Consider the following 19,873-nt stretch of genomic DNA (forward strand, 5'->3'; position numbering starts at 1 on the left):
TTTTATTGTCGGGTCTGGTACAGCAGGGTTAATTCACAGGGTATTCTGCGCCATTTGCCGCAGCTGCCCCTTTAAAATCTTGCCCGTGGCGGCGGCCGGCAGCGCTTCCATGACGATGATGACGGACGGGCACTTGTACGGCGACAGGGTCTGCGCCAGCCAGGCCTGCAATTGTGCCACGCTGGCGGGCTGGCGCGGGTCGAGTTCCACGTAGGCGATGACGTCCTCGTTGCCATCGGCGAGGGTGCGTCCCACCACGGCCGACTGCACCACGGACGGGTGGGCGTTCAGGGCCGTTTCCACTTCCAGCGGATACACATTGAAGCCGGAGCGGATGATCAGTTCCTTGGTGCGTCCCACGATGAACAGCGCGCCGTCGGGATCCTGGCGTGCCATGTCGCCCGTGTTCAGCCAGCCGCCGTCGCGCATGGCGGCCGCCGTCATGGCCGGTTCGCGGTAATAGCCGGCCATGATGTTCGGCCCGCGTATCCACAGCTCTCCCGGCTCGCCCAGCGCCACGTCCAGGCCGGCCACGTCCACCACGCGCACTTCCACGCCGGGGATCGGCATGCCGACGGAATCGTCGCGGCGTGGCGTTTCCAGGCGCGTCTGGCTGATGGTGGGCGCGCTTTCCGTCATGCCGTAGCCATTGTGCAGCGCGGTGCCCAGCAGCTTTTCTACCTCGTGCTTGAGCGATGGCGCCAGCGGCGAGCCGCCCGCATACGCAAAGCGCAGCCGCGTCGGCAGCGGCGTATCGGCACCGCCCAGGGTTTGCAGCAGTTTGGCGTACATGGCGGGCACGCCCTGCACGATGGTCAATTCATCGTCTTTCAGCGCGGCCAGCAAACCATCGACGGAAAAGCGCGGCACCAGATATAGGGCGGCGCCCGCATACAGCGTGCCCAGGGCTACCGAGGCCAGGCCGTACACGTGCGAAATCGGCAGCACGCCGTAGGCGCGGTCGCTGCGGGTCAAGCCCCGCAAGATGCTGGAGACGGCGGCGATGAACAGCAGGTTGCGGTGCGTGAGCATCACGCCTTTCGACTGTCCCGTCGTGCCCGTCGTGTAGATCAGCGCGGCCACCTGTTCGTTGCCGGGAACCGTGTCTTCCGCGATGGCCGTCTCGTTCAAACCGCCCGCCAGCAGCTCGCCCATGCCATCGACGGTGACGGGGCTGGCCCCGCGCCGCGCCGCATGGGCGGCCGCTTCCGGCGAGGCGCCGGCCAGGAACAGCACGCGCCGTGCGGAACTGTGCGTAGCGATGGTGTCGATCTCGCGTGCCGACAGCCGCGCATTGACGTTGACGATCCATGCATCGATGCTGGCGGCCGCGAAGATCAGCGCCACCTGCAGCGCGCCATTTTCGCCCACCACCATCAAGCGGTCGCCGGCGCGCACGTCCAGCTGGCGCAGCAGCAGCGCCGCATGTTCGACACAGTGCTGCAGCTGCGCATAGGTCCAGTGGCGGCCACCTTCATGCAGCGCTGGCGCATCGGGCGCGCGCGCGGCCCAGTAGGCCGGGATGGCCGACAGGCGCGCCGGCAGGCCGGCCAGCAGGGAAGGAATGTCCATCGCGGCCTCCTTCACTTTTGCGCTGCCTTGATCATGTTGCGGGCGATGACGATTTGCTGGATCTGCGTCGTGCCTTCATAAATGCGGAACAGGCGCACGTCGCGGTAGAAGCGTTCGGCCGCATATTCGCTGATGTAGCCGGCGCCGCCGTGGATCTGCACGGAGCGGTCGGCCACGCGGCCGCACATTTCGGAGGCGAACAGCTTGCAGCACGACGCTTCCGTCGAGATGTCTTCCTTGTTGTCGCGCCGGCGCGCCGCGTCGAGCACCATGCTGCGCGCCGCATAAATCTCGGCCTTGCTGTCGGCCAGCATGGCCTGGATCAGCTGGAATTCCGCGATGGGCTGACCGAACTGCTGGCGCTCCATGGCGTAGGCAAGGGCGTCGGCCAGCATGCGTTCGGCCGCGCCCACGCAGACGGCGGCGATGTGCAGGCGTCCCTTGTCGAGCACTTTCATGGCTGTTTTAAAGCCCACGCCTTCCTTGCCGCCGATGATATTCGCGGCCGGGACACGGCAGTTTTCAAAGATCACGTCGCAGGTATGCGCGCCTTGCTGGCCCATCTTCTTGTCGATCTTGCCCAAGGAAAGGCCCGGCGTATCCTTTTCCACGATGAAGGCGGAAATGGCCGAGGCACCGCGCTTGACGGGGTCCGTGCGCGCCATCACCGTGAAGATGCTCGCTTCGGGTGCGTTGGTGATATAGCGCTTGCTGCCGTTGAGGATATAAAAGTCGCCATCGCGCACGGCCGTCGTGCGCAGCGAGGCCGCATCGGAACCGGAACCCGCTTCCGTCAGGGCGAACGAGCCGATGATCTCGCCCGCCGCCAGCTTGGGCAGGTAGTATTGTTTTTGCGCTTCCGTGCCGTCGATGACGATGCCTTGCGAGCCGATGCCGTTGTTGGTGCCGATCAGCGAACGGAAGGCGGGCGAGGTACGGGCGATCTTGAAAGCGACGCGCACTTCTTCTTCCATGCTCAGTTCCAGGCCGCCGTACGCTTCCGGAATCGACAGGCCGAACAGGCCCAGTTCGCGCATCTGCGCCACGATGGCAGGCGGTATCGTATCTGTTTCAGCCACCAGCGCCTCGTTCGGCACCAGCACTTCGCGCACGAAACGGGCGATGCTGTCGAGCAGGATGTTCAGGGTTTCTTCGTCGCGTATCATCGGTTTCCTCGGCGCTTTGATTTGAGCTGTCGTTGAAAGGGGGCGCGCAGTCTAACCGCGGCCCAGGTTTTTTTCCACTGTCTTGACGAGGGCCACCAGGCGCGGTCCCAGGTCCGATTCGAGCTTTTCGCGCGACAGCAAAAAGGCGGGGCCGCCGCAATTGAAGGCCATCACCTGTTCGCCATCGGCGCCCAGCATGGGCACGCCCACGGCATGCACGTCGTTCTGCCACTCGCCGGCCGAGATGCAAAAACCCCGGTCCTGGTAATCCTTGAAGCCTTGTTCGATGCCTGCCTTGATGCGGGGCCAGCGTTCCGTCTCGTGCACCCTGGCGTGGTCCATCAGGTAGTCGCGTTCGGCCTGCGGCAGGATGCACAGCAGGGCCTTGCCCATGGCCGTCGTCATCAGCGGAATGCGCGAACCGACATCGAGGCGCAAGGTGACGTTGGCGCTGCTGCGGCACGTTTCCACGTAGACCATGCTGAGGCGGTCGCGCGTGCCCAGCGACACGGAGGCTTGCGCATGTTCGGCCAGTTCCTCCATCAGCGGGCGCGCCATCTTGCGCACGTCCAGGTTCGACAGCATGCGGTAGCCGAGGGCCAGCACGCCGGCGCCCAGCTGGTACTTGCCCAGGCTGTCCGAGTAGTTCAGGTAACCGAGTTTGGTGAGCGTGTAGGTCAGGCGCGAGATCGTCGGTTTCGGGATGCCCGTGCGCTTGGCCATGTCCGCGTTCGACAGATAGACTTCGCCGGGGCGAAAGCAACGGAGCACTTCCAGCCCGCGCGCCAGCGCGTTGACGAACTGGCGGTCCTTGCCTTCCTCGTCATCGCCGAAGACGATGAGTTCCGGATCTGCCGCGGTCTGAATATTTGTCATATTTGCATTCATTTTCAGGCTCCCTGGAAACCAGTTTGCCTAGCCAAATTGTGCGTGTCAACCGTTTTGTGAAACATTCGTTCGCACAGCGAAATGGTGCGGTGCATGAAATGGTGCAGGAGAAATGTCTGAAAAATTGACGTACGCAAACGTTTTGGCGCTTGTCGCCTGAGTAGCGCCAAACTAGACGATATACGTCGGAAGGGAACACCCTGGCTAGTGGCGCCGCCGTGATGCCGGCGCAGCAGGCCGCCGCCGTGGAGCCATCCCCGGCGGCGGATTTTTATTACACTCCCAGCGCTGTTCGCATCGCCTGGCCTGCCACGTCGAACAATCCCCGCGCTGCTGGCGTCAAGCCCGGCATGTGCATAGCCGCATGGATCATGCCGTCGAGCTGCACGCATTCGGCCTCTACGCCATCGTCGCGCAGCCGCCGCGCATACGCGACGCCTTCGTCATGCAGCGGGTCGTATTCGCATACGAGCACCGTCGCCGTCGGCAAGTCCTTGAGCGAAGCGGCCCGCAGCGGCGCTGCGTACGGATGCATGCCATCGGCCGGTTCGTTCAGGTAGGCGGACCAGCAAAAACGCATGGCTTCCCGTGTCAGCGAAAAGCCTTCCGCATGGCGCTGATACGAAGCTGTGTCGAAGGCGAAATCGAGGGCCGGGTACAGCAGCAACTGGTGCGCCAGCGCGGGCCCGGCCTGGTCGCGTGCCATCAAGGCCGCTGCCGCCGCCAGGTTGCCGCCCGCGCTGTCGCCGCCCACGGCCAGCCGCCGCACATCGATGCCCAGCGCCGCCGCATGTTCGGCGACCCAGCACACTGCCCGGTAAAAATCGTCGAGCGGCACGGGGAACTTGTGCTCGGGCGCCAGCCGGTAGTCGACGGAAAAGATCACGCAGCCGGTGGCGTTGGCCAGCGCGCGGCACGGATTGTCGTACAGGTCCAGCGAGCACAGACACCATCCTCCCCCATGCGCAAAGACGATGGCCGGTGACTTCGTGGCCGTATCCGCGCCAGCCGGCACATAGGCGCGCACGGTGAGTGCATTGTCGCCGGGCAGCACGTAATCCTTGATGGCCGCGACGTCTTCCAATGGCCCGTGCAGCTGGCGCAGTCCCGTTTCCGTGGCCGCCCGCAGCGCTGCCAGCGAGGCGGGCGGCGGCGTATCCTTTGTTTCCTCCAGCCAGGCGGCGATCAGCGGATCGAGGCTCACGCCAGCTCTCCGGCCAGGAAGGGCAGCAGGTGGGCGATGAATGCTTCCGGCTGTTCTTCCATGATGAAGTGGCCGCATTCGGCGACGATGGCGCCTTGCAGATTGTCCGCCTTGCCCTGCATGGTCAGCAGGGGCGCGTCGTTGGTCGCATGGTCGGCGCCGATGGCCAGTACGGGCATGGCCAGGCTGCGCTTGGCCCGCTCGAGGTTTTGCTTGATGGTTTCGGGAATGGCGCGGTAGTAGGCGAAACCGGCGCGCAGGGCGCCCGGCGTGGCGTAGGCATCCGCATACACGTCGACGGCCACCTTGTCGCGGCGGTACGACCAGCGGTCGAAAATGAAGCGAATGTACTCGCGCTCCTTGCCCGCCGTGAGCATCTCCGGCAAATCGAGCACCTGGTTGAACATGAAGTGCCACAGGAAGATATTGTCGGACGGCGCAACAAAAATCGGCGGCGCGGGCGCCAGGCCGGGAATGACGGCTTCCGTCAGCGCCAGTTTCGTCACGGCTTGCGGGAAGTCGCTGGCCAGCGCATAGCCGACCCACATGCCGATGTCGTGGCCGACCACGTCGTACTGCGCATGGCCCAGGGCCAGCATGGCGCGGTGCAGGGTGGTCGCCACGGCGCCCGTGTCATAGCCGCCGGCCGGGCGGTCCGAATGACCGCTCCCCGGCGGATCGATGGCGATGGCCCGGTAGCCGCTGGCGGCCAGCGCCGCCATCACGTGGCGCCACGCATACCAGGTCTGCGGCCAGCCGGGGATCAGCAGCACGGGTTTGCCGTTGCCGGTACCCGCGATGACGCAATGGAGGCGCTGGCCGTCGATGCGGACGTAGTCGTGAATGAAGTCGTTCATAGGGTTTCCTTGATTAGTTGTGCCGGATGCCCAGCAATTGATGGATCTGTTGCGCGCTGACGGGGGCGCCGGCGAAGTCGTCGAAGATCTTGTCGGTCACAGGAATGATGTGGGCGTTGATGAAGGCCACGCCTTCGCGCGCGCCCACCTCCTGGTCCTTCAGGCAGCACTCCCATTCCAGCGTGGCCCAGCCCGCGTAGTCGTTTTGCGCCATCTTCGAGAAGATCGCCTTGAAGTCGACCTGGCCATCGCCCAGCGAGCGGAAACGCCCGGCGCGGTTTTCCCACGACTGGTAGCCGCCGTAGATGCCTTGCCGGCCCGTCGGATTGAACTCCGCATCCTTCACATGGAACATGCGGATGTGGTCCTTGTAGATGTCGATGAATTCCAGGTAGTTCAGCTGCTGCAGCACGAAGTGGCTGGGGTCGAACAGCATCTTGCAGCGCGGGTGGCGGCCCACGCGCTCGTAGAACATCTCGAAGCTGATGCCGTCATGCAGGTCTTCGCTCGGGTGGATTTCATAGCACAGGTTGACGCCCTGTTCTTCGCACACGTCGAGGATGGGCAGCCAGCGGCGCGCCAGTTCGTCGAAGGCCGTTTCGATCAGGCCGGGCGGGCGCTGCGGGAACGGGAACAGGTAGGGCCAGGCGAAGGAGCCGGAAAACGTGCCCATGTCGGTCAGGCCCAGGCGTTTCGACGCCATGGCCGCCAGCTTGACTTGCTCGATGGCCCACGCCGTGCGCGCTTCTGGCTGGCCATGCAGGTGTGCCGGCGCGAAGCTGTCGCACAGCGCGTCATAGGCCGGATGCACGGCCACCAGCTGGCCGAAGATGTGCGTCGTCAGTTCGCTGATGACGAGGCCATGGCCGGCCAGCATGGCGACCAGATCGTCGCAGTATTGCTGGCTGTGTGCGGCCTGCGCCACGTCGAACAGGCGCGCATCCCAGGCAGGAATCTGCAGGGCCTTGAAGCCCATGCCGGCCGCCCACTCGGCGATGGCGGGCAGGGTGTTGAAGGGCGCCGTGTCGGCGGCGAATTGGGCCAGGTGCAGGCTCGGTCCTTGAATGGTTTTCATATCGGCTCCTATTGTTTGTCGATCGACAAAGAATAGGCGAAATTTTTTGCGCGGTCAAGGCGGTCATGCAAAATAATTGGCGAACGCACCGTCGGCGCCAGGCGTTATACTGGCCGCCAGTTCGCAAGCAGAGGATAGAAATGGCAGGAAGACCGAGGGAATTCGACCGCGCGCTGGCGCTGGCAAAAGCGCGCGACGCGTTTTGGATGCGCGGCTACGAGGGCGTGTCGATGGCCGACCTGGTGGCGGCGCTGGGCATCGCCTCGGCGCGCATCTACGCGGCCTTCGGCTCGAAGGAGCAGCTGTTCCGCGAAGCCGTGGAACTGTATGAAACGGGCGAAGGCGCGTTCGCCGTGCACGCGCTGGCCGCCAGCCTGAATGTGCGCGACGCGGTGGCGCGCATGCTGGAAGAAGCCGTGCTGCTGTACACGCGCAGCGGCCAGCCGCAAGGCTGCATGGTGGTCACGGCCGCCACCAACACGAGCGCGGAAAACTCGGGCATCGCCGACTGGCTGGCGCAGCACCGCCGCGCGCGCACGCAAGCCGTCATCGAGCGCCTGCGCGCGGCGCAATTGGCGGGAGAATTGAAAGGGGAAGCGGACGTGCAGGCGCTGGGCGACTATTATGCGGCGCTGCTGCATGGCTTGTCGGTGCAGGCGCGCGACGGCATTCCCGCCGAGCGGCTGCTGGCGCTGATACGGCCGGCGATGGCGCCTTTGGTGCTGGAAATGAAAAACCAGGCTACCTAATCGATAGCCTTCAGGTTCAAGTCTTGACGTCGATCAGGCTGCCCAAGGCCTGGTCGGCTGCCTTGACGACATTCGCCGATAAATTAAAACCGGCCTTGTAGACGAGGTTATCCGTCAGTTCGGACGCGAGGCCCACGCCGTTCGGCCGGCTTTCGGCCGCCTTGGCCGCATTCGCATTGGCGCCGCTGACGCTTTCGCTGGCGGCCAGCTTGCGTCCTTCGACGGACAGGGTGACGCCCGTGCCGGCCGGGCTGGCTTCCTGGAACTGGGCTTGCTGCGGCTGGAAGCCCGGCGTATTCGCATTGGCGATATTGTTGGCGGCCACATCCAGCGCGCGCTGGTTGGCGGTCAGCCCCGAGGTACCGGTGGTAAGGGCGGATATGGACATGGCAACTCCTTCAGTATGCGCCCAGTGTACTCCCGTCAACAGGAAAAGTGGTTGGTGCAAGGCAACAATTTTTCCCCAGGTGGTTGCCGTAAAAAATATGTGCGTCACGTAATTTTTTTATATTGTTCTGTGGCATTTCACTGTCTAGACTGGCAGGGAAGTCATCCACGGAGTCCGCCATTTTTCACCTGTTTCGCCCCATTTTGCTGGGTTTGCTGCTCAGCCTGCCTTGTCTGCCACTGAAAGCCCAGCTTGTCCCCTCGCCTTTGCCGCTCGACGCACGCCTGAACGAGCAAGTCATTATGGTGCCGGCCGGCGACGGTTTGCGCGAGGTGCTGGAGACGACGGTGTTTCGTCCCGCCGGCCCCGGCCCGTTCCCCCTGCTGCTGATGAATCATGGCAAGCAGGCCGGCCCGGCCCGGTTGCAGCAGCGCGAGCGCTTTATCTATATGGCCACGGAATTCGTGCGCCGCGGCTATGCGGTGATGCTGCCCATGCGCGCCGGCTTTGCCCGTTCCACGGGCGCCTACCGCGATTTCGGCTGCGACATGCTGGGCAACGCGCAGGGCCAGGCGCGCGACATGCTGGCCGCGCTCGCGTATGCGCGCCGCCAGAGCTGGGTCGACCCGCAGCGCATCGTCGTCGCGGGACAGTCGTATGGCGGCATGGCGGCGCTGGCGCTGGCCACCCGGGTGGTGCCCGGCGTGCGCGGCGTGCTCAATTTTTCCGGCGGCTTGCGCGTCGACATGCCCGGCTGCGACTGGCAAGGGGCGCTGGCCAAGACCTTCGCCACCCTGGGCGCCTACAACCACATTCCCAGCCTGTGGCTGTATGGCGCCAACGATTCCTATTTCGGGCCGGTTCTGGCGCAGCGGCTGTTTCGCTCGTTCACGGGTTCCGGCGGCCAGGCGCAACTGGTCGCCTATGGCCCGTTCAAGCGCGACGCCCACCTGACCCTGGGCAGCCGCGATGGGGTGGCCGTGTGGCTGCCTGCGACCGAGCGCTTCCTGCAGAAAATCGGCATGCCGGTGCGCCAGGTCTACCGCGTGGCCGATGCGCCGTCGCCGCCCGCCACGCATTTCGCGCCGCAGGACGATATCGCCGCCGTGCCGTATCTGGAAGAGCAGGGCCGCGCGGGCTACCGCGACTTCCTCGAGAAAACCGCGCCGCGCGCCTTTGCCCTGTCGGCCAGCGGTGCCTGGGCCTGGGCCGAGGAGGGCGAAAGCCCCGACGTGCGCGCCCTCGCTTCGTGCCAGCGGCGCAGCAGCCTGCCGTGCCAGCTGTATTCGGTCGATGAAAGCGTCGTCTGGCCCGTCGGCGGCGCCAGCGCGAGCGCCGCCGGCGGCGCGCAATAGGCCGCCGCGCACGATAGTTGTCGCCGAAACGGGGGATGGGCGAATATACTAGGGGAAAAGGGAGGCGTTGCGCTTCCCGTCCGCCCTTATCATCAGCGAGAATTCACCCCTATGGCGTCATCCCCAGAAAACCTCAGCATGGCCGTGTTTTGCGACTTCGAGAACGTCGCGCTCGGCGTGCGAGATGCAAATTACGAAAAATTCGATATCAAGCCCATCCTCGAACGCTTGCTGCTCAAGGGCAGCATCGTTGTCAAGAAGGCATATTGCGACTGGGACCGTTATAAAAGTTTCAAGGGCACCATGCACGAGGCGAACTTCGAGCTGATCGAAATTCCCCACGTGCGCCAGTCCGGCAAGAATTCGGCTGACATCCGCCTGGTGGTCGATGCGCTGGACCTGTGCTACACCAAGGCCCACGTCAACACCTTCGTCATCATCAGCGGCGATTCCGACTTTTCGCCGCTCGTGTCGAAACTGCGCGAAAACGCCAAGCAGGTGATCGGCGTAGGCGTCAAGCAGTCGACCTCCGACCTGCTGGTGGCCAACTGCGACGAATTCATTTTCTACGATGACCTGGTGCGCGAGAGCCGCCGCACGGCCGCCAAGCGTGATGCGCGCGAAACCCCGGCCGCCAAGCGTTCGCCCGACGAAGAAGTGCGCCGCAAGGAAAAATACGAGTCGCGCAAGACGGAAGCGATCGAGATGGCCGTTGCCACCTTCGACGCGCTGGTCTCGGAGCGCGGCGACAGCGGCAAGATCTGGGCCTCGATGCTGAAAGAAGCGATCAAGCGCCGCAAGCCGGACTTCAGCGAGTCGTACTACGGTTTCCGCACCTTCGGCAATCTGCTGGAAGAAGCGCAGACGCGCGGCTTGCTGGAATTTGGCCGCGATGAAAAATCGGGCGCCTATGTCTACCGCAGCAGCGGCCTGGTGCCTGTCGCCGCGCCCGTGAACGGCGAAGTGGCCAGCGAAGCCATCGTCACCGGCGAGACCGGCCTGGCGGCGGAAGAGGGCAATCAGCGCGAAGGCGGCAGCCGCCGCGATTCGCGCCGCAATGGACGTGGCGGCCGCAAGCAGAACGAACAACGCCGCGGCGAGTCCGCGCCACAGGCCTTCGTGCCGGTGGCCGACGCCGAAGCAGTCGTCGAGCAGTATGCGCCGGCGCCGCAGCCGGAGGTGCGGCACGAGGTAGCCGAGGTTGTGGAAGTAATGGCCGAAGAAGGCAACGCCAAGCGCGGTTCGCGCCGCAATGGCCGTGGCGGCCGCAAGAATGGCGATGGCGCCCGCGAAGCGCGCGCCGAAGTTGTCGAAGTCGCTGCTGTGGAAGCCATGCCTGAGCCGGTAGTTGAAGCGATCGTGGAAGCCGTCGCCGAAGCGAAGCCGAAGGCCAAGCCGCGCACGCCGGCCCGCAAGGCGGCAGCGGCGAAGAAGCCGGCCAAGAAGGCGGCTGACGCCGTGGAATCGGCTCCCGTCGTCGAAGCGGCACCGGTGGAAATCGCGCCTGTAGCGGAAGACAAGCCAGCCAAGGCGCCGCGCAAGACGCCAGCGCGCCGTCCTGCCCGCAAGAAGGCGGAAGAAGCTTGATTGACCGCTCCCAGCGGAAGGCTGGGGTCAGACGGGGACGCCGAGTCCCGGCGGGTCTGACCCCGGGTGTCTGCTGCGTCTTGGCAAAGCGGTATTAAGCCATGTACCACGGCGAACGCTTCAACAGCATCTCCCATACGGTGGGCGCCGCGCTGGCGGCCATCGGCGGCGTCATCCTGATCGTCGTGGCGGCCCGCACGGGCGACCCGTGGAAAATCGTCAGCTGCAGCGTGTATGCGGCCATGCTGCTGACCTTGTATCTGACGTCCACCCTGTACCACAGCGTGCGGGGCAAGGCCAAGGCCGTGCTGCAGCGGCTCGACCACTGCGCCATCTACCTGCTCATCGCGGGCACCTACACGCCGTTCATGCTGGTGACCCTGCGCGGGCCGTGGGGCTGGTCGCTGTTCGGCGTCGTCTGGGGCCTGGCCCTGTTTGGCATCGTGCAGGAATATGTGTACGCGAAAGGCGCGCGCATCCTGTCGCTGGTCATTTACGTGGCCATGGGCTGGCTGATCGTCATCGGCATCAAGCCGCTGCTGGCGGCGCTCGAGTGGAAAGGCTTCCTGTGGCTGGTGGCTGGCGGCCTGTGCTACACGGGCGGCATCGCTTTCTATGCCACCGACCACAAGCTGCGCCATGGCCACGGCATCTGGCATCTGTTCGTGCTGGCCGGCAGTAGCTGCCATTTTGTCGCCATTTTGTTCTACGTTGCCTGACGTTGTTGCCTGCCCTCACTGTTGCTATGGTTCCATTATAATGGCGCGATATGTGAAACGCAGGCAATAATAAGGCAACAATGGATATCAATTCGGACGACCTGAAAATCTTCGTCACCGTCATCGACAGCGGCACCCTGAGCGCGGCCGCCGTGCACCTGGGGCAAACCACGTCGGGCGTCAGCCGCGCCCTGTCGCGGCTGGAAGACAAGCTGGCCACCTCCTTGCTGACGCGCACGACGCGGCGCATGGAGCTGACGGAAGAAGGGCAGCTGTTCCTGGACAAGGCGCGCGCCATTCTCGCCTCGATGGAAGACGTGGAAGAGTCGATCCGCATCCGCCGCCAGAAGCCGGCCGGGCGCCTGTCCGTCGATGCCGCTTCACCCTTCATGCTCCATTGCGTGGTGCCGCACGTGGCCGAATTTCGCGCCATGTACCCGGACATCCGTCTGGAACTGACCAGCAACGACCAGATCGCCGACCTGCTCGAACACCGCACCGATATCGCCATCCGCATCGGCGCCCTGGTCGATTCGACCCTGCATGCGCGCGCCTTGACGGCCAGCCCGCTGCACGTGCTGGCCACGCCCGCCTACCTGGCGCGCCATGGCGAACCGGCTACGCCGGAAGCGCTGTCCGGCCACGCGCTGCTGGGCTTTGCCCAGTATGACCTGGGCAACAACTGGCCGCTGCGCCACGAAGCGGGGAACAGCCTGCAGATCGTGCCCGCGCTGGCCGCCTCCAGCGGCGAAACCCTGCGCCAGCTGGCCCTGCACGACCAGGGCATCGTCTGCCTGTCCGACTTCATGACGAAGGACGACATCGCGGCCGGCCGCCTGGTGAAAGTGCTGCAGCCGTTCTATACGGGCTATCGCCAGCAGATTCATGCCGTCTACTACCGCAACACGCAGCTGGCGCAGCGCATCAGCTGCTTCCTCGAATTCCTGCAGCACAAGCTGTAAGGCCCGCGCCGTATGTTCAAGTCAGGACGCCGCTGTCCTGCACCGCCGTATGCAGCAGCGCTTCCACTTCATGCGCGGGCAGCGGGTGGCTGAAGTAATAGCCTTGCGCCTCGTCGCAGCCATGGCGGCGCAGGTAATCGAGCTGCTCGGCCGTTTCCACGCCTTCGGCCACCACGCGCAGTTTCAGGTTGTGCGCCAGCGCGATGATGGAGACGACGATGGCCGCGTCGTCCGCGTCGCGCGCCACGTCGCCGACGAAACTGCGGTCGATCTTCAGCACGTCGATGGGGAAGGTGCGCAGGTAGGCGAAGCTGGAATAGCCGGTGCCGAAGTCGTCGATCGACAGCTGCACCCCCAGCGCCTTCATGTCGTGCAGCTGGCTGACGGCCAGCGCCACGTCGTGCATGAACAGGCTTTCCGTCAGTTCCAGCTCCAGGCAGGCGGGCGGCAAGCCCGTTTCCAGCAGCACTTCGGCGATCGATGCCACCAGGTTAGGCTCGTTGAACTGGCGCGCCGACAGGTTCACGGCCAGGCGCAAGGTATCGAGTCCCGCCGCATGCCAGCGTTTCACCTGCGCGCACGCTTCGCGCATGACCCAGGCGCCGATCGGCACGATCAGGCCCGTGTCTTCCGCCAGCGCGATGAAGCGCTGCGGCGCCACCATGCCCAGGTCCGGATGCTGCCAGCGCAGCAGCGCTTCCACGCCGACGATGCGCCCGCTGGCCAGGTCCACCTGCGGCTGGTAGTGCAGCACGAACTGTTCGCGTTCTAGCGCGTTGCGTAGCGCCGTCTCGATGCGCAGGCGCTCCAGGGTGGCCTGGTTCATGGCCGTCGTGTAGAACTTGATGTTGTTGCGGCCCTGTTTCTTGGCGCAGTACATGGCGATGTCGGCCTGCTCGATCAGGTTCTGCGTCTCGCCATTCAGGGTCACGTCGCCGGGCGCGTCGTAGCGCGACATGTCGTAGACGGCCACGCCGATGCTGCAGGTGACGAAGAATTCCTTGCCATCCAACAGTACCGGCTGGGCCACGGCATCCATCACGCGCTGCACGATGGCGCTGCTGAGCACTTCGTCCGCCTGTTCGCACAGGATGGCGACGAATTCGTCGCCCGACAGGCGCGCCACCGTATCGCTTTCGCGCAGGCTGGCCTGCAGGCGCGTGGCGATGGTTTTCAGCAGCAGGTCGCCAGCCTTGTGACCGAGGCTGTCGTTGACGAACTTGAAGCGGTCGAGGTCGATCAACAGTACCCACAATGCGCGGTTCTTGCGGCGCGACAGGGCCATCGCCTGCGCCAGGCGGTCGCGCAGCAGGGCGCGGTTGGGCAAGCCCGTCAGCACGTCGTGGTGGGCGATGTGCTGGATTTGCTGCTCGGCCAGCTTGCGTTCCGTGATTTCGGAACCCGTGCCCCGGTAGCCGCGGAATTCACCGAGTTCGTTGAACAGCGGTTCGCCATTGATGCTGAACCAGCGCAGCTGGCCGTCGCGGTCGTGCATCGCATATTCGAGGTTGGAAAAGGGCAGGTGCGCTTCCAGGTTGGCGATATGCTGCTTGCCCCAGCGCGAATTGCGCATCTCCGGATTGTTTTCCCAGCGCGTCATGCCGATGAAGCGTTCCAGCGGCATGTTCGACTTGTCCGTGAAACCGCTGGTGATGTGGGTAAAGCAGAAGTTGGCATCCTGTTCCCAGTACCAGTCCGAGGACAGGGCCAGCAGGCGGCGGAAGCGCTTCTCGCTTTCCTGCAGGGCGCGCTCCGTGCGCTGGCGCGCCCGCACGTCGGCGCTGAGCAGCTCGTTGCTGCGCTTGAGGTCGGCCGTGCGTTGCTCCACCAGCAACTGTACGCGGCGCGAGCGCTGCGTCAGCGACTGCACGAAAGCGGCCGTCAGCAAGCTGAACAGCAAGCCCGTGATCACGGTGAATAATGAGCCCAGATGGTCGGCCAGGAAGGGGCGCGGATGGGCCACCACGCGCACATGCCAGGGCCGGCCGGCGGAAGTAAAGGCCCGGTCATAATGGTCGTGGTAGGCAAAGTGCAGCCAGCGCGGCAAGGATTCCCAGGCGCCGCCAGCTTCGTTGGCGGGCGCCTGGCCATGCCGGAAGATCAATTGGCGCGGGTCGGCGCCGGCGTCCGCGTAGACGCTCAGTTCGAGCTGCGGGTCGCCCAGCAGGTCGGCGCCGGCGAGGATTTTCTGCACCAGTTCCCCGGCCAGGATGACGGCCGCCGTATCGCCGATCAGCGCCGCGCGCCGCTGCTGCACCGTCTGCAGGGGCGCGCCGTGGCGGTACACGGGATGCACCATGACGAAACCTTGCCGTGGTCCCTGCGCCAGGGCCAGCAAGCCGGTGGCGGTGGTCTGGCCGCTGATGATCGCCTGTTCCAGCGCGCGCGCCAGCACACCGTTCGGGCTGACGTTCAGGCCGAAGGCGGGGCCGTTGCCCTGCAAGGGTTCGAGGTAGTCAACCACCAGGTAGCTGGCGCGCGTCGTCGCGGGCACGACGACGCCGTCGCGCATTTCCGTCATGGCGTAGTCGGGCACGATGCGCCGCAGCTCCGCTTCGAATGCGGCGCGCTGCGCATGCGGCACGATGCGGTGGAAATTGAAGGCCTGGATGAACGGGTGGCGCCGCAGCAACGGCGTGGTGAAGTCATGGAACTGTTCGCGCGTGACGGGCACGACGGCGGCAAACAGCTGGTTCGTCGTCGTCAGTACCTCGACCGCATCGTCGAGTCCCTGCTCGATGGCGGCCACCCTGGCGCCGGCGCGCTGCTGCAGGCTCAGGCTCATCTTGTCGTATTCGAGCTGGCTGATGGCGGCGAACAGCACGGCCGTCACGCTGACGCCGCAGGCAAAGGTCAGCGCGGCCGCGGCGGAAATCGACAATGGCAGGCGGCCACGCAGCATGGTTTTTCCTATCTCACTTCATGGTCACTTGGGTTCCGCAGCGCCTGCCGGCCCCACGCAGGCCGTAGTTTGTCATAAACCACATCCAGCATGCTGATTTTGCACCAAAACACTGCAAATAAGCAACAATATCTCTGGCCGGGGAAGATGACTTTCAGTCGCTGCCCGCGCCGGACTGGCGGCGCAAACGCCACAATTGCCATGCCGGCAGAAAGCGGTTCAGGAACGCCAGGCCGGCCATCCGGCGCCAGCGCACCAGGCGCACCACGCGCACGGCGCGGCCGCCGGCGCCCGGGTCCTGCCCGGGCTTGGCGGCGAAGACGATGCGGTTATTGCCGGCGATGCCGTCGAAGTGGCAGACGGCGCCGCGGAAGGTGAGCATCAGCCGCGCCAGCATGGCGGGGTAATGCTCGTCATAGCTGAACAGGTTGGCCACCAGCACGCCGCCGGGCAGCAGGGCGCGCAGGCAGTCCGCATAGAAGCGCGCACTGCCGAGGGCGGGCGGCAAGCCCGTTTCGTCGTAGCCGTCGAGCAGCAGCACGTCCGCGCAGCCCGGATGCTGGCGGATGTAGCTGACGGCATCCGTCTCGATGATGCGCAGGCGCGCATCGTCGGGCGGCAGCATGAACTGCTCGCGCAGGGCGATCACGTCGGCGCGCAATTCCAGCACCGTGATGCGCGTATCGGGCAGGTGGCGGTGGCAGAATTTCAGCAGCGAACCGCCGCCCAGTCCCACCATCAGGATGTGCCGCGGGCGCGGCACGAACAGCGTAAAGCACATCATCGCGCGCGCATAGCGCAGCAGCAGATGGTCGGGGCGTGACAGCAGCATTTCGCTCTGGATCATGCCGGGCTGGAATTCCAGGCGGCGCCGGTCGCCACAGGTGTGCACCTGCGGGGCAAGTGGGGTGGTGCTTCTGTTTTCCGGCATGGGACGACTTCGCTGAGTAGGCTGGGGGAGATGCTTTGTTGCATTCAGAGAAATCTGATAAGCTCCCGTGAGCATACCCGATTAATCCGCGCCGAGCATGCGTATATGTACGGCGCGCGGCGGCACGGCCGCGCAGTCGGGCACCATGGAGACAAGCATGTTTTTGGATCACCCCATCATTACGGCGACGAACAGTTTCACGGAGCCTGACCGCATCGAGCGGCTGACGCGCGTGTATGGTTACGCGGCGGCGCTGGCCGACCAGGCCGCCAATGTCGGATTCATTGAAAAAGTGGCGCAGATCCACGACCACAAGGGCACCCTGATCGTGTTCTGGCACGAGGCGCCCAGCGAAGTGGAAAAGCAGTATTTCGTGCAGGCGTGGGCCAGCAAGATCGGCGACGGCAGCACCAATGTCGAACACGAAATCTGACCTGGCGCGCCGCGCCTGCGCATCGATCGCGTAGCCCATGGATATCAAGACCCTGGTACTGGCCCTGGCGCTCGGCAACCTGAGCCTGTGCGCGGCCCTGTTCTTCTTCGAGTACGAGCGCAAGAAGTCGCTCAGCATGTCCACTTGGGCGGTGGCCAAGCAATGCCAGGCCGTGGCCTGGTGTCTGCTGTATTTCCGCGGCGTGCTGCCCGATTTCCTCTCCATCCTGCTTGGCAACAGCCTGCTGTTTGCCGGCATGGCGCTCGATGCGGGCGCGCTGTGGCAGGCGGCCGGGCGCAGCGGCTGGCGCCGCACCGTTCTGCCGGCGCTGGGCCTGTCGGTGGGATTGTTTGCCGCCTGCTACCTGTTCGACGTGGCGCCGCTGCTGCGCAGCGCCGGCGGTTCGCTGATCGTGGCCGGCTTCTTCCTCTCCGGCGTGGCCGCCCTGTGCCTGAAGTGGCGCGAGGCGAGCATGCTGCGCCGCTTCCTCGTCGTCAGCATGGGCATCCTGTCGCTGCTGATCGCCGCGCGCGGTGTGCTGGCCGCCGCCGTCCCCGGTTTTGACGCGGAGCTGATGCAGCTGGCCGGCTTCGGCGCCCTGTACCTGATGATGCTGACGAACGCCTTCGGCTATCTGCTGCTGTCGCGTGAAAAACTGGGCGGCGAGCTGGCGCGTCTGGAAGTGCTCGATGCGGCCACGGGCGTGCCGAACCGGCGCGGTTTTTACCAGGCGCTGGCGCCATGGATGGCGCTGGCGCGCCGGCCCGGTTTGCCGACGGCGCTGGTGGTGCTCAATATCGACCACTTCAAGCGAGTCAACGACAGCTATGGCCATCCCGTGGGCGATGCGGTGCTGAAAACCATCGTCGACACGTGCCGCCAGCAACTGCGCGACAGCGACCTGATGGGCCGCCTGGGCGGCGCCGAATTCGCCATCCAGTTGCCGCGCACGACCCTGGTCGATGCGTTGATGGTGGCCGAGCGCATCCGCGCCGCCGTCGAAGCGCTGCCCGTCAAGACGGAGCGCGCCGTGCTGCAGCTGACGGCCAGCCTGGGCGTGACCACCATCCGCGCCGAAGACAGCACCGTCAGCCTGTTCAAGCGGGCCGACGAGGCGCTGCAATCGGCCAAGCAGGCGGGCCGCAACCGCGTCGTCGAGGCGCAAGCTGCCAGCACTCTCGATATTTAAATCGGATTACTTCTTGTGCGAGCCCAGCCAGCTCGGTTCCTTGCCGCATTCCTTGGGCAGGAACAGGGCATCGAGGCCCGGATCGCAGCGCCGGTCAGGCGCTTTCATCGGCTCGACGGTCAGCCATTCGCTCTTGGGCAGTATCTTTTCTTCGCGTGGCGCCACGGGCGGCGCGGGCGGCAGGCTGTCTTGCCAGCGTGACTCTGACGCTGTTGCAGGCGCGGCCGCAGTGGCCCAGTCTGCGTCAACTTGCGCGGCGTCCGCTGGCGGCGTGTCCGCGTGCGCGGCGGCGCACAGCAAGCTGCCCGCGAAGAAGAACATGCGCATGGCTGTGCTGTTTATGGAAATCATGGTTGGTCCTTGGTCGGTGCCGCGAAGGCGGATCCTGCATTATGACGGCAGCCGGAAGCAAAAAGACAAGGAAATTGCAACGGCATGTTACCAAAGGGACTATAGTTGCTGGTAGCAAGCACGTGCGCCGCGGCAAGGTGATTGAACGGTGAACCAGGCGTGGAGCGCCTTCACCGGAACATGTGCATTCCCTAACTTTCATTTAAGCTAGGCAAGTTATGCTGTGGCATGCACGCCAGGCTGCCCTTGTTGTCCTTTGCTGTCCACACCGCAGTTCCCCTTTTTTACTCTTGCCAGGCCCATAATGAAAATGCTTAAATCCCTGCCTGTATGGCCGCTTGCCGCCCCGATTGCCGGCTGGCTGTTCCTGTTCGGTTCCACCTTCAATGTCGGCGGCGCCTACCAGATCCTGCTGGTCGCTGGCCTGATCGGCAGCGTGCTGGCCGCCGTGTACCACGCGGAAGTGGTGGCGCACCGCATCGGCGAACCGTACGGCACCCTGGTGCTGGCACTGGCCGTGACCTTGATCGAGGTGGCGCTGATCGTCTCGCTGATGCTGGCAGGCGGACCGGAAACGACGGGCCTGGCGCGCGACACCGTGTTTGCCGCCATCATGATCATCCTGAACGGCATCGTCGGTATCTGTTTGCTGCTGGGCGCAGGGCGCCACCGTGAGCAGACCTTCGGCCTGCTGGGCGTGAGCGCTTCGCTGGCCACCCTGGCGGCCATCGCCGTTCTGACCCTGGTGCTGCCGAACTACACGTCGAGCGCCGCCGGCCCCTTCTACAATTCCAGCCAGCTGATCTTCATCGCCGTCATTTCCCTCGTCCTGTATGGCACCTTCGTGCTGGTGCAGACGGTGCGCCACCGCGATTACTTCCTGCCCAAGGAGGCCGTCGGTGATGAAGAGGTGCATGCGGCGCCACCCACGCCAACAGTCGCCTGGGTCAGCGCCGGCGCGCTGCTGGTGTGCCTGGGCGCCGTGGTGCTGCTGGCCAAGTCGCTGGCGCCCGCGCTGGAGACGGCGATTGCCGCCATGGGCGCGCCGAAAACCCTGGTCGGTATCGTCATCGCCGCCATCGTGCTGCTGCCAGAAGGCCTGGCCGCCGTGCGCGCCGCGCGTGCCAACCGCCTGCAAACGAGTCTGAACCTGGCGCTCGGCTCCGCACTGGCCAGCATCGGCCTGACGATACCGGCTGTTGTCGTGGTGTCGCTGGCCACGGGCCTGACAATTACCCTGGGTCTCGATATCAAGTCGACGGTGCTGCTGCTGCTGTCGCTGATGGTGGCCACCCTGTCGCTGGGCACGGGCCGCACCACGGTCATGCAGGGCACGGTGCACCTGGTGATTTTCGCCGTGTATTTATTTACCACCATCGTGCCGTAGAACACCTGTCAAAACCTACTGCGCGTCGGAATTTGTGGCCTGCGATGCTCACTGTACCTTCGTACAGTTGCGCTTCTCAACCACAACTTCCTTCCGCTCGCTACGGTTTTGTCAGACGTTCTTAAACGTCACGGCTACGCGCTGTTTTGTCACAATCC

18 protein-coding genes are annotated in these 19,873 nt (G+C 64.8%); 8 read left to right on the forward strand and 10 right to left on the reverse strand.

All coding sequences use genetic code 11. The features are described 5' to 3' along the window. Positions 1 to 33: 33 nt before the first annotated feature. The 6 genes from JAB6_RS20705 to JAB6_RS20730 form a co-directional block, all read right to left on the reverse strand. Positions 34 to 1,572, reverse strand: a complete 1,539-nt coding sequence (locus JAB6_RS20705; RefSeq protein ID WP_070304334.1) for a class I adenylate-forming enzyme family protein — start codon at positions 1,570 to 1,572, stop codon at positions 34 to 36. Between the two features lie 11 nt (positions 1,573 to 1,583). Continuing rightward, a complete protein-coding gene (locus tag JAB6_RS20710) occupies positions 1,584 to 2,738 on the reverse strand; it encodes an acyl-CoA dehydrogenase family protein (RefSeq protein WP_070304335.1) in 1,155 nt (384 codons plus the stop codon). A 51-nt stretch (positions 2,739 to 2,789) separates the two neighbouring features. Continuing rightward, the gene (locus JAB6_RS20715; RefSeq protein WP_035817702.1) at positions 2,790 to 3,614 is read right to left on the reverse strand and encodes an IclR family transcriptional regulator; all 825 of its coding nucleotides are present in this window, start codon (positions 3,612 to 3,614) and stop codon (positions 2,790 to 2,792) included. Positions 3,615 to 3,900: 286 nt separating this feature from the next. Beyond that, positions 3,901 to 4,830, reverse strand: a complete 930-nt coding sequence (locus JAB6_RS20720; protein WP_070304336.1) for an alpha/beta hydrolase — start codon at positions 4,828 to 4,830, stop codon at positions 3,901 to 3,903. After that, a complete protein-coding gene (locus JAB6_RS20725) occupies positions 4,827 to 5,687 on the reverse strand; it encodes an alpha/beta fold hydrolase (RefSeq protein WP_034757345.1) in 861 nt (286 codons plus the stop codon). The genes JAB6_RS20720 and JAB6_RS20725 overlap by 4 nt, the downstream gene beginning before the upstream one ends. 13 nt (positions 5,688 to 5,700) lie before the next feature. After that, positions 5,701 to 6,762 carry a sugar phosphate isomerase/epimerase gene (locus JAB6_RS20730; protein ID WP_070304337.1) on the reverse strand — a complete coding sequence of 354 codons (1,062 nt, stop codon included), beginning with the start codon at positions 6,760 to 6,762 and terminating at the stop codon, positions 5,701 to 5,703. 140 nt (positions 6,763 to 6,902) lie between these two features. On the opposite strand from JAB6_RS20730, the gene JAB6_RS20735 reads away from it, so the two are divergent. Next, positions 6,903 to 7,511, forward strand: coding sequence for a TetR/AcrR family transcriptional regulator (locus JAB6_RS20735; protein ID WP_070304338.1), 609 nt, complete (start codon positions 6,903 to 6,905; stop codon positions 7,509 to 7,511). A gap of 16 nt (positions 7,512 to 7,527) precedes the next feature. On the opposite strand, the gene JAB6_RS20740 is transcribed toward JAB6_RS20735, so the two are convergent. Beyond that, complete coding sequence (locus JAB6_RS20740) at positions 7,528 to 7,899, reverse strand: flagellar basal body protein (protein WP_034757354.1); 372 nt, start codon at positions 7,897 to 7,899, stop codon at positions 7,528 to 7,530. Positions 7,900 to 8,165: 266 nt separating this feature from the next. Here JAB6_RS20740 and JAB6_RS20745 point away from each other — a divergent pair, with 266 nt between their 5' ends. The 4 genes from JAB6_RS20745 to JAB6_RS20760 all read left to right on the forward strand — a co-directional run bounded on the left by JAB6_RS20745 (position 8,166) and on the right by JAB6_RS20760 (position 12,522). Further along, a complete protein-coding gene (locus JAB6_RS20745) occupies positions 8,166 to 9,254 on the forward strand; it encodes a dienelactone hydrolase family protein (protein WP_254671720.1) in 1,089 nt (362 codons plus the stop codon). A 111-nt stretch (positions 9,255 to 9,365) separates the two neighbouring features. Continuing rightward, positions 9,366 to 10,841, forward strand: coding sequence for an NYN domain-containing protein (locus JAB6_RS20750; protein WP_083292861.1), 1,476 nt, complete (start codon positions 9,366 to 9,368; stop codon positions 10,839 to 10,841). Between the two features lie 101 nt (positions 10,842 to 10,942). Next, positions 10,943 to 11,560: a hemolysin III family protein gene (locus JAB6_RS20755; RefSeq protein WP_070304340.1), complete on the forward strand. Its 618-nt coding sequence runs from the start codon at positions 10,943 to 10,945 to the stop codon at positions 11,558 to 11,560. Between the two features lie 80 nt (positions 11,561 to 11,640). Continuing rightward, positions 11,641 to 12,522: a LysR family transcriptional regulator gene (locus JAB6_RS20760; protein WP_070304341.1), complete on the forward strand. Its 882-nt coding sequence runs from the start codon at positions 11,641 to 11,643 to the stop codon at positions 12,520 to 12,522. Positions 12,523 to 12,538: 16 nt separating this feature from the next. Here JAB6_RS20760 and JAB6_RS20765 read toward each other — a convergent pair whose 3' ends face one another. Beyond that, positions 12,539 to 15,424, reverse strand: coding sequence for an EAL domain-containing protein (locus tag JAB6_RS20765; protein WP_070304342.1), 2,886 nt, complete (start codon positions 15,422 to 15,424; stop codon positions 12,539 to 12,541). A 154-nt stretch (positions 15,425 to 15,578) separates the two neighbouring features. Next, positions 15,579 to 16,355, reverse strand: coding sequence for a transferase spermidine synthase (locus tag JAB6_RS20770; RefSeq protein ID WP_034757369.1), 777 nt, complete (start codon positions 16,353 to 16,355; stop codon positions 15,579 to 15,581). Positions 16,356 to 16,512: 157 nt separating this feature from the next. Between JAB6_RS20770 and JAB6_RS20775 the strand changes: the two genes are divergently transcribed. Together JAB6_RS20775 and JAB6_RS20780 are read left to right on the forward strand one after the other, a co-directional pair. Continuing rightward, a complete protein-coding gene (locus tag JAB6_RS20775; protein ID WP_034757372.1) occupies positions 16,513 to 16,788 on the forward strand; it encodes a hypothetical protein in 276 nt (91 codons plus the stop codon). A gap of 37 nt (positions 16,789 to 16,825) precedes the next feature. Then, positions 16,826 to 17,977 (forward strand): diguanylate cyclase, encoded by a 1,152-nt coding sequence (locus JAB6_RS20780; RefSeq protein ID WP_034757375.1) that lies wholly within the window; start codon positions 16,826 to 16,828, stop codon positions 17,975 to 17,977. 6 nt (positions 17,978 to 17,983) lie between these two features. On the opposite strand, the gene JAB6_RS20785 is transcribed toward JAB6_RS20780, so the two are convergent. Continuing rightward, the gene (locus tag JAB6_RS20785; RefSeq protein ID WP_070304343.1) at positions 17,984 to 18,328 is read right to left on the reverse strand and encodes a hypothetical protein; all 345 of its coding nucleotides are present in this window, start codon (positions 18,326 to 18,328) and stop codon (positions 17,984 to 17,986) included. Between the two features lie 304 nt (positions 18,329 to 18,632). On the opposite strand from JAB6_RS20785, the gene JAB6_RS20790 reads away from it, so the two are divergent. Continuing rightward, positions 18,633 to 19,715, forward strand: a complete 1,083-nt coding sequence (locus JAB6_RS20790) for a calcium:proton antiporter (protein ID WP_034757382.1) — start codon at positions 18,633 to 18,635, stop codon at positions 19,713 to 19,715. Positions 19,716 to 19,873 lie beyond the last annotated feature (158 nt).

Origin of the sequence: Janthinobacterium sp. HH104 (assembly GCF_001758715.1) — a bacterium.
Lineage (GTDB): Bacteria > Pseudomonadota > Gammaproteobacteria > Burkholderiales > Burkholderiaceae_D > Janthinobacterium > Janthinobacterium aestuarii.

Excerpts from the sequence above, each read along its gene's own strand:
- JAB6_RS20725 (WP_034757345.1), bottom strand. The coding sequence starts at position 5,687 with ATGAACGACTTCATTCACGACTACGTCCGCATCGACGGCCAGCGCCTC.
- JAB6_RS20730 (WP_070304337.1), bottom strand. The coding sequence starts at position 6,762 with ATGAAAACCATTCAAGGACCGAGCCTGCACCTGGCCCAATTCGCCGCC.
- JAB6_RS20790 (WP_034757382.1), top strand. The coding sequence starts at position 18,633 with ATGAAAATGCTTAAATCCCTGCCTGTATGGCCGCTTGCCGCCCCGATT.
- JAB6_RS20775 (WP_034757372.1), top strand. The coding sequence starts at position 16,513 with ATGTTTTTGGATCACCCCATCATTACGGCGACGAACAGTTTCACGGAG.
- JAB6_RS20770 (WP_034757369.1), bottom strand. The coding sequence starts at position 16,355 with ATGCCGGAAAACAGAAGCACCACCCCACTTGCCCCGCAGGTGCACACC.
- JAB6_RS20750 (WP_083292861.1), top strand. The coding sequence starts at position 9,366 with ATGGCGTCATCCCCAGAAAACCTCAGCATGGCCGTGTTTTGCGACTTC.
- JAB6_RS20760 (WP_070304341.1), top strand. The coding sequence starts at position 11,641 with ATGGATATCAATTCGGACGACCTGAAAATCTTCGTCACCGTCATCGAC.
- JAB6_RS20780 (WP_034757375.1), top strand. The coding sequence starts at position 16,826 with ATGGATATCAAGACCCTGGTACTGGCCCTGGCGCTCGGCAACCTGAGC.
- JAB6_RS20755 (WP_070304340.1), top strand. The coding sequence starts at position 10,943 with ATGTACCACGGCGAACGCTTCAACAGCATCTCCCATACGGTGGGCGCC.
- JAB6_RS20765 (WP_070304342.1), bottom strand. The coding sequence starts at position 15,424 with ATGCTGCGTGGCCGCCTGCCATTGTCGATTTCCGCCGCGGCCGCGCTG.
- JAB6_RS20710 (WP_070304335.1), bottom strand. The coding sequence starts at position 2,738 with ATGATACGCGACGAAGAAACCCTGAACATCCTGCTCGACAGCATCGCC.
- JAB6_RS20705 (WP_070304334.1), bottom strand. The coding sequence starts at position 1,572 with ATGGACATTCCTTCCCTGCTGGCCGGCCTGCCGGCGCGCCTGTCGGCC.
- JAB6_RS20715 (WP_035817702.1), bottom strand. The coding sequence starts at position 3,614 with ATGACAAATATTCAGACCGCGGCAGATCCGGAACTCATCGTCTTCGGC.
- JAB6_RS20740 (WP_034757354.1), bottom strand. The coding sequence starts at position 7,899 with ATGTCCATATCCGCCCTTACCACCGGTACCTCGGGGCTGACCGCCAAC.
- JAB6_RS20785 (WP_070304343.1), bottom strand. The coding sequence starts at position 18,328 with ATGATTTCCATAAACAGCACAGCCATGCGCATGTTCTTCTTCGCGGGC.
- JAB6_RS20735 (WP_070304338.1), top strand. The coding sequence starts at position 6,903 with ATGGCAGGAAGACCGAGGGAATTCGACCGCGCGCTGGCGCTGGCAAAA.